This window comes from Geobacillus sp. 46C-IIa, from assembly GCF_014679505.1.
In the GTDB taxonomy this organism is placed as follows: Bacteria; Bacillota; Bacilli; order Bacillales; family Anoxybacillaceae; genus Geobacillus.
The window spans coordinates 2,263,896-2,279,676 of record NZ_CP061474.1; the positions used below are offsets into that span (position 1 = coordinate 2,263,896).

Here is a 15,781-nt window from a genome sequence, read left to right on the forward strand (position 1 = left end):
CCAATGAAAAACGCCCGCCGGACGCATTACGTCCATAAAGCGGGCGTTTCAAAGCTGAGCCTTCCTAACTTTTCTGTGCGGATGTCATACAAAACGATATCGGCTACTTTATCGTAATCGATGCCGCCGCCCGCCGTCAGGCAGCCGCGCCGCCGGCCGATGGCGTCAAACAAGGCGACCATGTCATCGGGAATGCTGTCGAGGCCATATCGCTCCATAAGCCGCTCCGGATAATGGTCAGATAAAAAGCGGAGCGCATACACCGCAACGTCTTGCAAATTTAAAATTTCATCCTTAATCGCGCCGGTGACCGCCAGCCTGTAGCCGACATCCTCGTCCTCAAACTTCGGCCATAAAATGCCGGGTGTATCAAGAAGCTCCATCTCTTTGCCGACTTTGATCCATTGCTGCGCTTTAGTCACCCCCGGCTTATCGCCGGTTTTGGCGATATGGCGGCCGGCAAGCCGATTGATGAGCGTCGATTTGCCGACGTTTGGAATGCCGACGATGAGCGCCCGCACCGGACGCGGGTTTTTAATTCCTTTCGCCCGCATTTTGTCGAACTTGTCTTTCACCATCTCTTTCGCTGCAGCGGTGATTTGCTTCACCCCTGTTCCGCTTTGTGCGTCGATGGCTATAGCGGTTCTCCCTCGGTCGCGGAAATAGCCGATCCATTGCTCCGTCACCGCCTCGTCGGCCATATCGGCTTTATTGAGCAGAATGAGACGCGGCTTTTGCCCGAGAATCTCGTCAATCATCGGGTTGCGCGACGACATCGGCACGCGGGCGTCCAGCAGTTCGAACGCCACATCGATCAGCTTTAGTTTTTCTTGCACTTCCCGCTTCGCTTTCGCCATATGGCCGGGAAACCATTGAATCGTCGTCATTGGCATCACCTGCCTCGTTTATTTCGCAATCCGAGCGTCATCAAGCGGCCAGTAGACAATATTCGCCTTGCCGACGACTTTCTCCATCGGAACGAAGCCGATATGGCGGCTGTCTTTGCTGAAACGGCGATTGTCGCCCATGACGAACAAATGCCCTTCCGGCACGGTGCTCCGCCCGGTCAGCTCCTCTAACGTAAACGGTTCGGTCAGCGGTCCGTCGGCCACCTGCTTTTTATATTCGTCCAAATACGGCTCTTCATACGGCTTGCCGTTGACATAGAGCGTGTCATTTTTATATTCGATCCGGTCGCCCGGCAGACCGATGACCCGTTTAATATAGTCTCTCCCTTCTTCGGCGTGAAAAACAATAATGTCAAAGCGGTGCGGCATGCCGATTTTATACGCCAATTTATTGACGATCATCCGTTCGTGGTTATGTAATGTTGGCATCATCGAATAGCCGTCGACAATGATCGGGGCGAAAATAAAATAGCGGATGCCCCCGGCCAGCAACACCGCGACGACAATGGCTTTCAACCACTCGCGCCATTCGCTTTTCTTCTGTTCCATCTTTCTCCCACCTAAATGATAATTTAGCCGCTTCGCTGACGGATAGTGAAAAAAGGAGCTTGAAAGCAAGCTCCTTTTTCGCTGCGACCCACCGATGTCCGTTATTGAGCCGTTTTTTCTTTAATGCGCGCCGCTTTGCCGCGAAGTTCACGCAAGTAGTACAGTTTCGCGCGGCGGACTTTCCCGCGGCGGACAATTTCGAGCTTGGCGATTTTCGGCGTATGCACCGGGAACGTGCGCTCAACGCCGACGCCGTAGGACACTTTGCGGACGGTGAACGTCTCGCTGATGCCCGCCCCGCGCCGTTTAATGACGACGCCTTCAAACACTTGAATGCGCTCGCGGTTGCCTTCCACGACTTTTACGTGGACGCGCACCGTGTCACCCGGGCGGAAATCCGGCAAATCGGTCCGCAATTGTTCTTTCGTAATTTCTTGGATTAAATGATGCATCATTTTCCACTCCTTCCACAGATGTTCATGCTAATGCGTCTCCTTCATTGCAGCGGAACATCGTTTTCCATCCTTAAGCATGCCGCTTAAGTCACACAAAGAATATGATAGCATAAACACCGGCTGCAGGCAATAGCTATTCGCGCTCTCGCTCCCATTCTTTCAGCCATTGCTTTTGCTTGTCGGTAAGCGGGTAATCGGCAAGCAAATCCGGGCGGCGCAAAAACGTCCGGCGAAGCGATTCCTTCTCGCGCCACTCGGCGATGAGCTGATGGTTTCCTGACAGCAACACATCGGGCACTTTCATGCCGCGGAAATCGGCCGGCCTTGTGTATTGCGGATACTCGAGCAGCCCGGAGCTGAACGAGTCATCAACTGGCGACGCCTCGTTGCCAAGCACCCCGGGAAGGAGGCGGACAACGCTGTCAACAATCACCATCGCGCCGAGCTCCCCACCGGTCAAAATATAATCGCCGATCGAAATTTCATCGGTCGCTAAATGTTGGCGAATGCGCTCATCATAGCCTTCATAATGACCGCAAATGAGCACCAAATGTTCTTCTTTGGCGAACTCTTCCGCCTTTTTTTGCGTGTAGCGCTCACCTTGCGGGCAAAGCAAAACGATGCGCGCATCTGGCGACTCCGCCGTCACGTGCTCCACCGCATCAAAAATCGGCTGCGGCTTCAACACCATGCCGGCGCCGCCGCCGTACGGATAATCGTCGACCGTTTTATGCTTGTTGTCGGCAAACTCGCGAAAGTCAACGAGGCGGATAGTCACCGCTCCCTTTTCTTGCGCCTTCTTTAAAATCGACTCATTCAGCACGGCGGAAAACATGCCGGGAAACAGCGTTAAAATATCGATCCGCATCATTCAAGCAGCCCTTCCATCGGCCGGATGATGATCGTTTTCCGCCCCGTGTCGACGCGCAAAACGACATCATCAATATACGGAATGAGCGCGTCAGTGCCATCTTGGCGCCGAACGACCCAAACGTCGTTCGCCCCCGGCGTTAAAATTTCCCGCACCGTGCCGATTGTCTCCCCATTTTCTGTCACGACCGTGCAGCCGATAATCTCATGGAAATAATACTCGCCTTCATCGAGTTGGCCAAGCTGGCTCTCCGGCACTTTCAGCATCGCCCCTTTAAACGGCTCGACGTCGTTAATGCTGTCATACCCTTCAAACGACAGCAAATCGAACGATTTATGGACGCGGTGGCTTTTTACGGTCACCTCGACCGGTTGGGCGTCGCGTTCACGGAAAATGTACAGTTTGTTTCCTTTTTTGTACCGCTCTTCGGGAAAATCGGTCCGCGAAATGACGCGCACCTCGCCGCGAATGCCGTGCGTATTGACGATCTTGCCGACGTTAAACCATCGTTCCATCACCTTCATCCCTTCTTAACGAATCTCTTTGACGACGCCATCTTCAACGATGATGGCGCGCGCCTTTGTCACCTCTTCCCAGCGGTCGCCGACGTTCACCTCAACGAGCGCCTCGACTTCCCGCTCCTTCAGTTCGCTTCCTAACGGTAGCATATGTAATTGTTCAAGCTGAAACTCAAGCAGCTTTATTTTCTCTATGCGGTCATCAATTTCTTTTGCAAAATATTGTTTCACTAAAGCGGGTGAATATTTTCCGCTTTTCTCCATTTTCTTTTGTTCGAAACGAAGCTGGTCGCACTCGCGCTCGAGCTGCTGCTTGCGCGCCGCAAACGCAGCGGCGAGCGTCTGTTTGCTTCGCTCGGTGACAACTTGCCGCACCTCGACCGTTTGAATGAGCTTCATCCTCATCCCCCTTTACGGCGATATCAAAAAAGGGAGAGGAACATCCTCACCCTTTTTCTTTCACTTGCACGATGACCCGCTTTGGCGACCCGGCCGCGGCAGCATAGACGACCGTACGAATGGCATGGATCGTCCTTCCTTGCTTGCCGATCACTTTGCCGACATCCTCATCATGCACCGACAGCTCATAGACGACCGCCGTCTCTTCTTCGCGGCTGTCGACCGCCACCGCTTCCGGATGATCAACAAGCGCCTTAACGATCGTTTCAATGAGCGGTTTCATGCCTGTCTCGCTTATTTGCCGTATTTTAAGTTATGGAACTTCTCTAAAATGCCTTGTTTCGACAGCAAGCTGCGCACCGTATCCGACGGTTTGGCGCCGTTTTGCAGCCATTTGAGCGCCAGCTCTTCGTTGATTTTAATTTCCGCCGGCTCGGCGACCGGGTTGTACGTGCCGATCGTTTCAATAAAACGGCCGTCGCGCGGCGAGCGCGAGTCTGCCACAACGATGCGGTAGAACGGGTTTTTCTTTGCACCCATGCGTTTTAAACGAATTTTTACTGCCATAGTTTGTACGCACCTCCGTATATAGTTCACACAAGATAGTATATTAACAATTCTTTTTCCGTTTGTAAAGGTTTTTCGCTTAACAGAACATCATTTACATAAATGGGAAGCGAAATCCTTTTTTCTTCCCTTTGGGCATATTCGTCATCATTTTCATCATTTTTTTCATGTCGTCAAACTGCTTCAAAAGCCGGTTTACTTCCTGCACGGTCGTGCCGCTTCCTTTGGCGATCCGCTTTTTCCGGCTGCCGTTAATGATTTCCGGATGCATTTTTTCTTCTTTCGTCATCGAGCGGATGATCGCTTCAACGCGGGCGATTTGCTTTTCGTCGACTTGGATGTTATCGAGCCCTTTGATTTTATTGGCTCCCGGCAGCATTTTTAAAATTTCGTCGAGCGGGCCGAGCTTGCGCACTTGGCCGAGCTGGTCCAAAAAGTCGTCGAACGTGAACGTTGCCGTGCGCATTTTTTGCTCGAGCTCTTTCGCCTTCTCCTCGTCAACGGCGGCCTGCGCTTTTTCAATGAGCGTCAAGACGTCGCCCATTCCTAAAATGCGCGACGCCATCCGCTCCGGATGGAACGGCTCTAAAGCGTCGAGCTTTTCGCCCATCCCAGCAAACTTGATCGGCGCCCCGGTGACGGCGCGGATTGACAGCGCCGCCCCGCCGCGCGTATCGCCGTCGAGCTTCGTTAAAATGACGCCGGTAATGCCGAGCTGCTCATGAAAGCTTTGTGCGACATTGACGGCATCTTGCCCGGTCATGGCGTCAACGACAAGGAAAATTTCATCTGGCTTGACCGCTTCTTTCATTTGCTTCAGCTCATCCATGAGCGCCTCGTCGACGTGAAGACGGCCGGCCGTATCGATGAGCACGTAGTCGTAATGCTCCTCTTTCGCTCGCTCGAGCGCCTGTTTGGCGATCTCCACCGGGTTAGCGTGCTCGCCTAGCGAAAAAACGGGCACGTTCAGCTGCTTGCCGAGCGTCTCGAGCTGCTTGATCGCCGCCGGACGATAGACATCAGCGGCTACAAGCAGCGGCTTGCGGTTATGCCGCTTGCGCAGCAAGTTGGCGAGCTTCCCGGTCGTCGTCGTTTTCCCGGCCCCTTGCAGCCCGACCATCATGACGACCGTCGGCGGCTTCTTCGCGACGGCGATTTTGCTTTGCTCGCCGCCCATGAGCGCTGTCAGCTCTTCTTTTACGACCTTAATGACTTGCTGGCCGGGCGTTAAGCTTTTCATCACTTCCTGCCCGACGGCCCGCTCGCTCACCCGTTTAATAAAGTCTTTCACGACTTTAAAGTTGACGTCGGCCTCTAACAAGGCAAGACGCACTTCGCGCATCATCTCTTTTACGTCGGCCTCGGTCACTTTCCCTTTGCCGCGGATTCGATTCATGACATGTTGCAAGCGTTCGGACAACCCTTCAAACGCCATAGCGGTCACCCCCTTAATCGAGCTCATCAAGCTCGTTGACTAGCGCCGCCAATTCAGCATCGGTGCTATAATGTTGGCGAACGTAGTCTTTTAGTCGCCCAATGAGCCGCTGTCGCCGTTCATATTTTTGCAGCAGTCCGAGTTTTTCCTCATATTGCTCCAGCATCGCTTCCGTGCGCCGGATATTATCGTACACCGCCTGGCGGCTCACCTCATATTGTTCGGCAATTTCCCCGAGGGAGTAGTCGTCCAAGTAGTAAAGCGCCATGTAATTGCGCTGTTTCGGTGTCAGCAGCGCTTGATAGAAATCGTACAAATAGTTCATGCGCATCGTTTTTTCGAGCACCGGACTCTCCCTCCCTCATTGTTAAGTGAAAATCCTTTACAAGAGTGAGTGTACTTTGTTTCCCGGCAATTGTCAAGATAACGCCCATTCGTTTTGTTTCACTTCCTTGTCGCAACAAAAGCAGGGCTGGCGGCGATGGCCGCCAGCCCCGACGAGAAGCGGATGCCGTTTCAGTGCGGGCCGCCCCGCTGCCGAAAAACGATATGATCCGGCAAGCAGCATCTTGCTTTGAACCGGCTGCTTGCACGATGACTTGCGAACAAGGCGGCGTTATTGTTCATCAAACAACCCGGCAAACAGCCCGTAAACGTATTTTTCCGGATCAAACGGCTGCAAGTCGTCCATTTTTTCGCCGAGGCCGACAAATTTCACCGGGATGGCAAGCTCGTTGCGAATGGCAAGCACGATGCCGCCTTTCGCCGTGCCGTCGAGCTTCGTCAACACAATGCCGGTGACATCGGTCGCTTCCTTAAACAGCTTCGCCTGGCTCATGGCGTTTTGTCCGGTCGTCGCATCGAGCACAAGCAGCACTTCATGCGGCGCGCCCGGAATTTCGCGGCTGATGACGCGCTTCACTTTTTCAAGCTCCTTCATTAAATTCACTTTGTTTTGCAGCCGCCCGGCTGTATCGCATAACAATACATCGACGCCGCGCGCCTTTGCCGCTTGGATCGCGTCGTACATGACCGCTGCCGGGTCAGAGCCGGCCGCTTGCTTAATGACGTCGACACCGACGCGCTCGCCCCACACCTCGAGCTGCTCGATCGCCCCAGCGCGGAACGTGTCACCGGCGGCCAACAGCACCGATTTTCCTTCCGATTTCAGCTTATGGGCAAGTTTTCCGATCGTCGTCGTTTTGCCGACGCCGTTGACGCCGACGAACAAAATGACGGTCAGCCCGCCTTCTTGCATAGTTAAGGCGGCCAGTTCCTCATCGCCGGCGCCGGCGCGATAAATGTCGATGAGCTTCTCGGCGATGACGTCGCGCATTTGCGCCGAGTCTTGAATGTTGCGGCGCTTCACTTCCATTTTCAGCTCGTCAACCAACTCCATGACGGTCGCGACGCCGACATCGGCGGCGATTAAAATTTCCTCGAGCTCTTCAAAAAACTCTTCATCCACTTTCCGGTAGCGGGCGATCAGATCGTTCACCTTTCCGGCAAGCGAATCGCGCGTTTTTGACAGCCCTTCTTTAAACTTTTCGGTGACGGCATCGGCTTGTTTCGTCCATTTTTCTTTCAACTTTTGAAAAAAGCCCATGAAGGCTCCTCCTTTCCACTATGACTGCACAAGCTGCTTCGAATCTTCAAGGCGAACGGAAACGAGCTTCGAGACGCCCGATTCCTGCATTGTGACGCCATAAAGCACGTCGGCCTCTTCCATCGTCCCTTTTCGATGGGTGATGACGATAAACTGCGTTTGCCTGCTAAACTGTTTTAAATATTGCGCGTACCGCTGTACGTTCGCCTCGTCGAGCGCTGCCTCGACTTCGTCAAGAACGCAAAACGGCACCGGGCGCACTTTTAAAATAGAAAACAAAAGGGCGATTGCCGTCAGCGCCCGCTCGCCGCCAGAGAGCAAGCTTAAATGCTGCAGCTTTTTCCCGGGCGGCTGGGCGACGATGTCGACTCCGGTTTCTAGCAGGTCGCTCGGATCGGTCAGCCGCAAATCGGCGCGGCCGCCGCCAAACAGCTCGCGGAACACCTCGCCAAACTGAGCGCGGATTTGTTCAAACGTCGAGAAAAACCGTTTTTTCATTTCCCCATCCATTTCGTCAATCACTTGGTGAAGCGTCGCTTTCGCTTCTTCGAGGTCGGTTTTTTGCTCGCTTAAAAAGCGGTGCCGCTCGGAAACGCGCTCATATTCGTCGATCGCCCCTAAATTGACAGTGCCAAGCTCATCAATGGCGCGCTTGATGAGCTTCACCCGCTTGCGCGCCTCCTCGGCCTCGATATGAAGCGGGTACGCGGAACGGGCCGCATCAAACGACAGCCCGTACTCTTCACGGAGGCGGGCAAGCAAGTTGTCGAGTTCCACATCCAGCCGGTTCAGCTTCACTTCCTCATCTTTCACCGCCTCGGCGAGCTGTTTATGCTGCCGCTTCGCTTCTTTCCATTCCCGCTCCAAATGCTCGAGCCGCCCTTGGCAGTCAAGCCGCTGCTCGCGGCGGCTGGCGATCAGTTCAATCGTTTTTTGCTTGTCTTCCAGTTTTTGCTGACGCTGCGCTTCGAGTTCGTCCTCGTTCCACGCCGGTGCGTTCATTTCCGCGGCCAAAGCGGCCCGCTCCTGTTCGGCTGCCCGAAGCTCGCCGTCGGTTTCCGCCAGTTCGGCTTCCAACTCCTCCGCTTTCCGGCGCGCGTGCTTCACCCGCTCCCTCGTTTCCGCCAAGGCGATTTTTTCCTCGGTGATCGCCGCCTGAAGCGCCTCTTTTGTCGTTTGTTCCGTCTGTTTTTGCGCCTGCAGCCGGCCGATGTCCCTATCGATCGCCTGCAGCTTCTCGGCCAGCTGCTGAAGCTGCCCGTCAATGGCGTGCAGGCGGTTGTTCAGCTCCGCGATTTCACGCTCATCGTTTGCTTTTTCTTCGTCATATAAGGCGAGCCGCTCATCGATTCGCTTTTTTTGCCATTCGAGTTCGCGCTGCTCATCTTTTTGTGCCTGCATCGCCTGCTGCAACCCCGAGAGCTCTTGCTCGAGCGCGGCCGCCTCTGCTTCCCGTTCCGCCCGTTCGCGCTGTTTCGCCGCGATGTCGCGCTCAAGCTGCGCGATTTTTTCATCCATTTCCTGTAGTTTCACCGCAAGCGTTTCGAGCTCGCGGTTTCGGCTTAATAGGGAGGCCGCCTTTTTCGCCGCCCCGCCGCCCGTCATGGCCCCGCCCGGGCTGACGACATCGCCGTCGAGCGTCACGAGCCGGTAGCGATAATGGAGAAGCTTTGCCAGCTCGTTTGCCCCTTTTAAGTCAACCGTCACGATGACGTGGCCGAGCAAATGGGCGATCGCCGCCGCATACGCGCGCTCACACTCGACGAGCTCGCTCGCAACGCCGACAAACGCCGGGTGGCCGCTAACCGCCGCCCGCTCTCGTTCGGAAAGGGAGCGCGCCTGGATGACCTCAAGCGGCAAAAACGTCGCCCGTCCGTAGCCGTTCGCCTTCAAATAATGAATGGCTTGCCGCGCCGCCGATTCGCTGTCGACGACAATGTGCTGCATCGCCCCGCCGAGCGCCGTTTCGATCGCGGTTTCGTAGCGGTCTGGGACGCGGATGAGCTCAACGACCGCACCGTGAATGCCAGGCAGCCGGCCGCGCGCTTTTAATACTTCTTTCACCCCTTGAAAAAAGCCGGCGTAATCGTGCTGCATCTCTTCAAGCCATTGCTGGCGCGCCTTTGCCTGTTGCCGATATTGGCGCGCTTGATGGAGCAGCGTTTCTTTCTGTTCAAGCTCCGTTTTTTGCGCCTTAAGCGCGGCAGCGAGGGCGGCTTGTTTGTCGCGCGCTTCGGCCATGGCCCGTTCGAGGCGGGATTGCTCGGCGGATAAAGCCATCCGCTTTCGCTCGAGCTGTTCGCGTTCGGCGAGATGATGGCCGTTCGCTTCCGCCAGCGACGCCTGCTTGGCGCGCAGCCTGCTGATCGCTTGCTCTACATGCATACGCTCGTTTTTCAACACCGCCTGTTCGTGGACAAGGTCAATGTAGTCGCTCTTTCGCTGTTCAATTTCTTCGTCAATATCCATCTCATACGCCGAAAGCGACGCCTGCTTCTCTTTCAACGCTTTCTCAAGCGCCGCGGCGGCTGTCTCGAGCTCGGCGAGCGCTGCCTGCTCCGAATGGAGCTGTTCCGTGAGGCGGCGCCGTTTCGCCGCTAGGGCAGCGGTCGCTTCATCGAGCTGCGCGATTCGTTTGGCGGCATGTTTTTTCCGCTCTTTCAGCACTTCTTTCCGCCCTTCCAGCTTTTCAAGCTCCTCGCTCGCTAAGAGGAGCACTTGCTGCAAGCCGTCGACGGATTCGTCAATAGCGGTGATTTGGTCGCGCAACTGCTCAATGTCCGCTTCCATTTTTTGCAACACCGCCGCCAGCGCCCCTTCGTCTTGCTGGTGCTGATCAAACGCTGCCTTCAGCTCGTTCCATTGCTCATACAGCTGCTCGATGTCGTGCACCATGAGCGCCACTTCAAACCGCTCGAGCTCCTCCCGTTTCTCCAAATATTCTTTGGCGGCCGACGCCTGCATCCGGAGCGGTTCAAGCTGCTGCTCAAGCTCGTGCAAAATGTCGTTGATGCGGTGCAAGTTATCTTGCGTTTCCGCCAGTTTCGTCTCCGCCTTTTTTTTTCGCAGCTTATATTTCAAGACGCCGGCTGCTTCTTCAAAAATCGTGCGCCGCTCTTCCGGCTTGCTGCTTAAAATTTCTTCGACCCGGCCTTGGCCGATGATCGAAAACGCCTCCTTGCCGAGCCCGGAGTCGAGAAACAAGTCGACAATATCTTTAAGGCGGCACGGCTGACGGTTGATGAAAAATTCGCTTTCCCCGGAGCGATAGACGCGCCGGGTTACGCTGACTTCCTGGTACTCTAACGGCAAAAAGCCGTCCTCGTTATCAAGCGTGATCGTCACTTCGGCCACGTTGAGCGGCTTGCGCGAATCGCTGCCGGCGAAAATGACGTCTTCCATTTTCGCGCCGCGCAGCGACTTCGCGGACTGTTCTCCGAGCACCCAACGGATCGCATCCGTAATGTTGCTTTTGCCGCTTCCGTTCGGGCCGACGACCGCCGTCACGCCGGGAACGAAGTCAATCGATACGCGATCGGCGAACGATTTGAAGCCGATCACATCCAACCGTTTGAGGAACATGGTCTGGTGCCTCACCATCTTTCCGCTGTAATCCGTTGTGAACATCCCCTCCCGCCGGACAGGACGGCGGACGAGGAGATTGTATCTTTTATCACTATACCATACAAAGACAAAAAAAACGCTAATAGGAAAAATGTTCATAGAAAAAGACTGACGTCAAGCGCCAGCCTTCTATTGCCTGTCGGCGGCCCGCAGCGTTTCGAGCGCCATTTGCGCCGCATGCTGCTCCGCCTCTTTTTTCGAGCGGCCGACGCCGATGCCAAGTTCTTGGCCGTTCAGCGCCACCCGGGCGACAAATTCTTTGTTGTGGGCCGGTCCTTTTTCTTCCAAAATGGCGTATTCAAGCGTTCCGCTCCCGTCGCGTTGCACCAATTCCTGCAATTGGCTTTTAAAATCCATCACATGAGAAAAAGCACCTTCGTCGATCTTCGGGAACATCGTTTGGCCTAAAAAACGAATGACCGCGTCCATTCCTTGGTCCAAATAAAGAGCGCCGATAAACGCCTCGAACACATCAGCGAGCAGCGCCGGACGCGTCCGCCCGCCGGTCAGCTCTTCGCCTTTGCCGAGCAAAACAAGCTCGCCGAACGACAAAGCGTTGGCAAATTTCACAAGCGACGGCTCGCAGACGATGGCCGCCCTTAGCTTCGTCAATTGCCCTTCGCTCATATGCGGAAACTTTTGAAACAAATATTGGGAAACGGTCAGCTCCAGCACGGCATCGCCTAAAAACTCGAGCCGCTCGTTGTCCTCATGGAGCCGCCGCCGATGCTCATTCACATACGATGAATGGGTGAACGCCTGCATCAACAGCCTTTCATTTTGGAAGGTGATGCCGATCTTCTTCTGCAGTTCTTGAAACTTCACCCGCCTTTTTTCATAAATGCGCTCTTTATCTTTTTGTTTTGACATAAAAATGCCCTCCGACTTCGTTCCAGACAAACTGGCCGTATGCTATCTTTATTATATCCGTTCGCCGCCCCGCTACGCCAACGGGGACGGTTTGCTTTCCCCCAGGAACTGCCGAGCATTCTTAAAAAAGCAGAGAAAGCCCCGTTCGGAGCAACGGGACTTTGCAAAAAAGCGGCATTACAGATGGCTTTTTATGTAGTTCACAGCATCTCCGACTGTGACGATTTTTTCCGCTTCTTCATCGGAAATTTCCATGTTGAATTCATCTTCGAGCTCCATGACCAGTTCGACGATGTCGAGCGAGTCGGCGCCCAAATCATCTTTGAACGACGCCTCAAGCGTCACTTGTGATTCGTCAACCCCTAAGCGGTCGACAATAATTTTCGTTACACGCTCCAATACGTCTGCCATTGCGTTCACCTCCCTTCATGATTATAGTCCATTCGCCAAAAAAATACTAGAGGCGTTTGACTATGGCATAACCATGCCGCCATCGACATGAAGCGTCTGGCCGGTCATATAGCCGGCCGCGTCCGAAGCGAGAAACGCGGCGACGCGGGCGACGTCACCCGGCTCGCCGAAGCGGGCGAGCGGAATTTGCTTTAACATTTCTTCTTTCAGCTCCGCGCTGAGCGCCTCCGTCATGTCGGTCGTAATAAATCCCGGCGCGATGGCGTTGACCGTAATGTTGCGGCTGGCGAGTTCACGCGCCGCCGTCTTCGTCAGCCCGATGACGCCGGCTTTGGCGGCAACGTAATTCGCCTGCCCGGGGTTGCCGATCACGCCGACGACCGAAGCGACGTTGATGATCCGCCCATAGCGCTGTTTCATCATCGGTCGTGTGACGGCCTTCGTACAAAGAAATACCCCTTTTAAGTTCGTGTTAATCACGGCATCCCATTCTTCTTCTTTCATCCGCATCAATAAATTGTCGCGCGTAATGCCGGCGTTGTTCACCAAAATGTCGAGGCGGCCAAATTGGTCGAGCACCGTTTTTACCATGCGCTCCACATCCTCGGCGCGGGCGACATCCGCCTGCACGGCGAACGCCTCGCGGCCAAGCGAACGGATCGTTTCGACAACTTCGTTCGCCTTTGCTTCGCTGCCGGCATAGTTGACGGCAACGTTCGCCCCTTGGCGGGCGAGCTCAAGAGCGACTGCCCGGCCGATGCCGCGCGACGCTCCGGTGACGAGGGCGATTTTTCCTTCGAGCATCGTTATTCTCCTTTCAGCGCCGCAACGGCCGCTTCCAGGGAAGCAAGATCGTTTACCGCATAAACGCGGGCGTTGCGGTCGATTTTTTTCACGAGGCCGGACAACACTTTCCCCGGCCCAATTTCCACAAACGTGTCGACACCAAGCGCCAAAAGCGTGCGCACCGACTGCTCCCAGCGCACCGGCGAATACAGCTGCTCAATAAGCAGGCGGGCGATGTCTTCTTTCTTCGTCACCGGCTCAGCAGTCACATTGGCGATTACCGGAATGTCGGCATCCCGGATGCTCAAGCCGGCAAGGACTTGTTGCAGCTGCTCCGATGCCGGTTTCATGAGCACGGAATGAAACGGCCCGCTCACCTCAAGCGGAATGACGCGCTTGGCGCCGCGCTCTTTTGCCAGCTGCCCCGCTTTTTCCACTCCCGCTTTCGAGCCGGAGATGACAATTTGCCCCGGGCAGTTGAAGTTGGCCGGCTCGACCGGATCGCCTTGGGCAGCAATTTCGTTCGTCACCGCCTCGAGCGCTTCCGCTTCCATTCCCAACACCGCAGCCATCGTACCTTCGCCGGCCGGCACCGCTTCGTCCATCAGTTCGCCGCGGCGGCGCACCGCGTAGACGGCGTCGGCAAACGACATGGCGCCGGCGGCGACGAGCGCTGTATATTCGCCTAAACTATGACCGGCGACATAATGAGCCTTGAACCCGGCGGCTTTGACGAGCTCCAACAAAGCGATGCTCGCGGTCAAGAGCGCCGGCTGGGCGTTGTACGTGAGCGTCAACTCCTCTTGCGGCCCGTTGAACATGAGCGCTGAAAGCGGAAATCCGAGCCGTTCGTCGGCCGCTTCGATGACCGCTCGGGCGCGGGCGTCATGGTCGGCGGCGTCTTTCGCCATGCCGACCGTTTGTGATCCTTGACCTGGAAATAAAAAGGCGATTTTCCCCATTCCCGTTCCTCCTTGATTTATGATGTCCGTTCCAGCTCCGCTTTGATCGTGCCGATCACGTCATTCGCCACCATTTCGCGCGCCTGGCGGACGGCGTGGAAAATGGCGTTCGCATCGGATGAACCGTGCGCTTTAATGACCGGAGCGTTCAAGCCAAACAGCGCTGCACCGCCGTATTCGGAGTAGTCCATCATCTTTTTCAGCCCGGAAAGCTTCGGCTTGAGCACAGCGGCGGCGAGTTTGGCCGCCACGCTGCTTGTCAGCGTCTGCTTGAGCAAAGAAAAGAGCGCCATCGCCGTCCCTTCAATCGTTTTTAAAGCGACATTGCCGGAAAAGCCGTCGGCGACGACGACATCGGCCACTCCTTGCAGCAAGTCGCGCGCTTCGACGTTGCCGATGAAATGAAGGTTCGTTTCTTTCAGCAGAGCAAACGCCCGCTTCATCGTTTCATTCCCTTTCTGGTCTTCTGTGCCGACATTGAGCAAACCGATGCGCGGATTCGCGATGCCCCGCACTTGCTTGGCGTACACATGCCCCATCAGCGCATATTGCTGCAAGTGTTCCGGGCGGGCGTCCACGTTGGCGCCGACGTCTAAAAAGACAAACCCTTTTCCGTCCACCGTCGGCAGCGTCGGCGCGAGCGCCGGCCGGTCGATGCCGGCTGCCCGTCCGACGACAAACAGCCCGGCGGCCATGAGCGCCCCGGTATTGCCGGCGGAAATGCAGGCGTCCGCGCGCCCTTCTTTCACCTCTTCGGCCATGCGCACCAGCGACGAATGTTTTTTGCGCCGCACCGCCCGCACCGGCTCATCGGTCGCTTCAATCACTTCATCAGCGTGGATGATCGAAATGCGCTCCTCACTCGGCAAGTACGGGCGAATTTTCGCTTCATCGCCAATTAAGGTAATGCGAATATCGGAAAAATGCGCGGCGGCTCTTGCCGCACCAAGCACGATTTCTTGCGGGGCATGGTCTCCCCCCATAGCGTCAATCGCGATGTTCATTGCTGTCGCCATCCTTTTTTTCCATGTTTGAGCGATACATTTCGAACGTTCCCGAAAACACGAGCTCTTGGCCGACATAGCTGTTCACGTCAACGACCGTGCGCCCGCTCTTCGTTTTGCCGGTCACTTTCGCCTTCGCCACGACCCGCTCGCCTTCTTTCACTTGACGCACGAAGCGGATCGTCGCTTTCGCCGTCAGCGCCAATTCGTCGTGGATGACGGCAACAGCAAGCGAATTCGCCTGGGCGAACAAATGGTGGCCGCGGGCGATGCGGGTGCGCCGAAAGACGTGTTCCTCTTTGACATCGAAAATCGAAATGGCGCTCGCGTCCGGCTCGATGTCAATGATGTCACCAATCACTTCCTCAAGCGGCAACGCCCGCACTTTATCGGCGAACGACTGGCGGGCGACGTGTTTGATGCGCTCGCGCAGCTCGGGAATGGACAACTCAAGCCGGTCGAGGCGGATCGTCTGCACGCTGACGGAAAATTTCTCCGCCAGCTCTTCGTCAGTCACAAACGGGTTTTCCCGGATCGTCTCCTGCAGCAGCCGTTGCCGTTCGCGTTTGCTTTTTCTCATCGATTTGTTACACCGTCCGATTCTATGACTAGGTACTAAAGGTAATATATAATATCAAAAAACGGAATGCAAGCGGAAAAAGTGAAAAGCGTCCACATTTTGCCGAAAACCGTCTGTCAGCAAAAAATGTGATTCGGGCTCAGCCCGCCATGGCGGCAACCTCCTAGAAGGCCGACGAAAAGCCACCGTTTCCTTCCATCCATGATGTTTTATCACCCAAAAATCAAGTTTTTTCA

The 15,781-nt window shown here is 55.4% G+C and carries 18 protein-coding genes; all 18 read right to left on the reverse strand.

What is annotated here, in order from left to right; genetic code table 11:
• Positions 1–26 precede the first annotated feature (26 nt).
• A complete protein-coding gene (ylqF, locus tag IC803_RS11170) occupies positions 27–893 on the reverse strand; it encodes a ribosome biogenesis GTPase YlqF (RefSeq protein ID WP_081206854.1) in 867 nt (288 codons plus the stop codon).
• 12 nt (positions 894–905) lie between these two features.
• Positions 906–1,457 (reverse strand): signal peptidase I, encoded by a 552-nt coding sequence (lepB, locus tag IC803_RS11175; protein WP_081206853.1) that lies wholly within the window; start codon positions 1,455–1,457, stop codon positions 906–908.
• A 101-nt stretch (positions 1,458–1,558) separates the two neighbouring features.
• Positions 1,559–1,909 carry a 50S ribosomal protein L19 gene (rplS, locus tag IC803_RS11180; protein WP_081206852.1) on the reverse strand — a complete coding sequence of 117 codons (351 nt, stop codon included), beginning with the start codon at positions 1,907–1,909 and terminating at the stop codon, positions 1,559–1,561.
• A gap of 136 nt (positions 1,910–2,045) precedes the next feature.
• The gene (gene trmD, locus IC803_RS11185) at positions 2,046–2,780 is read right to left on the reverse strand and encodes a tRNA (guanosine(37)-N1)-methyltransferase TrmD (protein WP_184317505.1); all 735 of its coding nucleotides are present in this window, start codon (positions 2,778–2,780) and stop codon (positions 2,046–2,048) included.
• Positions 2,780–3,298, reverse strand: a complete 519-nt coding sequence (gene rimM / locus IC803_RS11190; protein ID WP_081206850.1) for a ribosome maturation factor RimM — start codon at positions 3,296–3,298, stop codon at positions 2,780–2,782. The genes trmD and rimM overlap by 1 nt, the downstream gene beginning before the upstream one ends.
• A 15-nt stretch (positions 3,299–3,313) precedes the next feature.
• Entirely contained in the window at positions 3,314–3,700 is a 387-nt protein-coding gene (locus IC803_RS11195) for a YlqD family protein (RefSeq protein ID WP_081206849.1), read from the reverse strand.
• 46 nt (positions 3,701–3,746) lie between these two features.
• On the reverse strand, positions 3,747–3,983 hold the full coding sequence (locus tag IC803_RS11200) for a KH domain-containing protein (protein ID WP_081206848.1): 237 nt from the start codon (positions 3,981–3,983) through the stop codon (positions 3,747–3,749).
• 11 nt (positions 3,984–3,994) lie between these two features.
• Positions 3,995–4,267 carry a 30S ribosomal protein S16 gene (rpsP, locus tag IC803_RS11205; RefSeq protein ID WP_008878614.1) on the reverse strand — a complete coding sequence of 91 codons (273 nt, stop codon included), beginning with the start codon at positions 4,265–4,267 and terminating at the stop codon, positions 3,995–3,997.
• Between the two features lie 94 nt (positions 4,268–4,361).
• A complete protein-coding gene (gene ffh / locus IC803_RS11210; RefSeq protein ID WP_081206847.1) occupies positions 4,362–5,702 on the reverse strand; it encodes a signal recognition particle protein in 1,341 nt (446 codons plus the stop codon).
• 13 nt (positions 5,703–5,715) lie between these two features.
• On the reverse strand, positions 5,716–6,048 hold the full coding sequence (locus IC803_RS11215) for a putative DNA-binding protein (RefSeq protein WP_081206846.1): 333 nt from the start codon (positions 6,046–6,048) through the stop codon (positions 5,716–5,718).
• A gap of 270 nt (positions 6,049–6,318) precedes the next feature.
• Positions 6,319–7,308, reverse strand: coding sequence for a signal recognition particle-docking protein FtsY (gene ftsY / locus IC803_RS11220; protein ID WP_081206845.1), 990 nt, complete (start codon positions 7,306–7,308; stop codon positions 6,319–6,321).
• Between the two features lie 18 nt (positions 7,309–7,326).
• Positions 7,327–10,890 carry a chromosome segregation protein SMC gene (smc, locus tag IC803_RS11225; RefSeq protein ID WP_081206844.1) on the reverse strand — a complete coding sequence of 1,188 codons (3,564 nt, stop codon included), beginning with the start codon at positions 10,888–10,890 and terminating at the stop codon, positions 7,327–7,329.
• Positions 10,891–11,061: 171 nt separating this feature from the next.
• Complete coding sequence (rnc, locus tag IC803_RS11230; protein WP_081206843.1) at positions 11,062–11,802, reverse strand: ribonuclease III; 741 nt, start codon at positions 11,800–11,802, stop codon at positions 11,062–11,064.
• Positions 11,803–11,979: 177 nt separating this feature from the next.
• Complete coding sequence (locus tag IC803_RS11235; RefSeq protein ID WP_020959317.1) at positions 11,980–12,213, reverse strand: acyl carrier protein; 234 nt, start codon at positions 12,211–12,213, stop codon at positions 11,980–11,982.
• Between the two features lie 60 nt (positions 12,214–12,273).
• The gene (fabG, locus tag IC803_RS11240) at positions 12,274–13,017 is read right to left on the reverse strand and encodes a 3-oxoacyl-[acyl-carrier-protein] reductase (protein ID WP_081206842.1); all 744 of its coding nucleotides are present in this window, start codon (positions 13,015–13,017) and stop codon (positions 12,274–12,276) included.
• A 2-nt stretch (positions 13,018–13,019) separates the two neighbouring features.
• Positions 13,020–13,961 (reverse strand): ACP S-malonyltransferase, encoded by a 942-nt coding sequence (fabD, locus tag IC803_RS11245; RefSeq protein ID WP_081206841.1) that lies wholly within the window; start codon positions 13,959–13,961, stop codon positions 13,020–13,022.
• Positions 13,962–13,978: 17 nt separating this feature from the next.
• Complete coding sequence (gene plsX, locus IC803_RS11250; protein ID WP_081206840.1) at positions 13,979–14,965, reverse strand: phosphate acyltransferase PlsX; 987 nt, start codon at positions 14,963–14,965, stop codon at positions 13,979–13,981.
• Complete coding sequence (fapR, locus tag IC803_RS11255) at positions 14,949–15,545, reverse strand: transcription factor FapR (protein ID WP_063166328.1); 597 nt, start codon at positions 15,543–15,545, stop codon at positions 14,949–14,951. Before fapR ends, plsX begins: the two co-directional genes overlap by 17 nt.
• Positions 15,546–15,781: the final 236 nt, after the last annotated feature.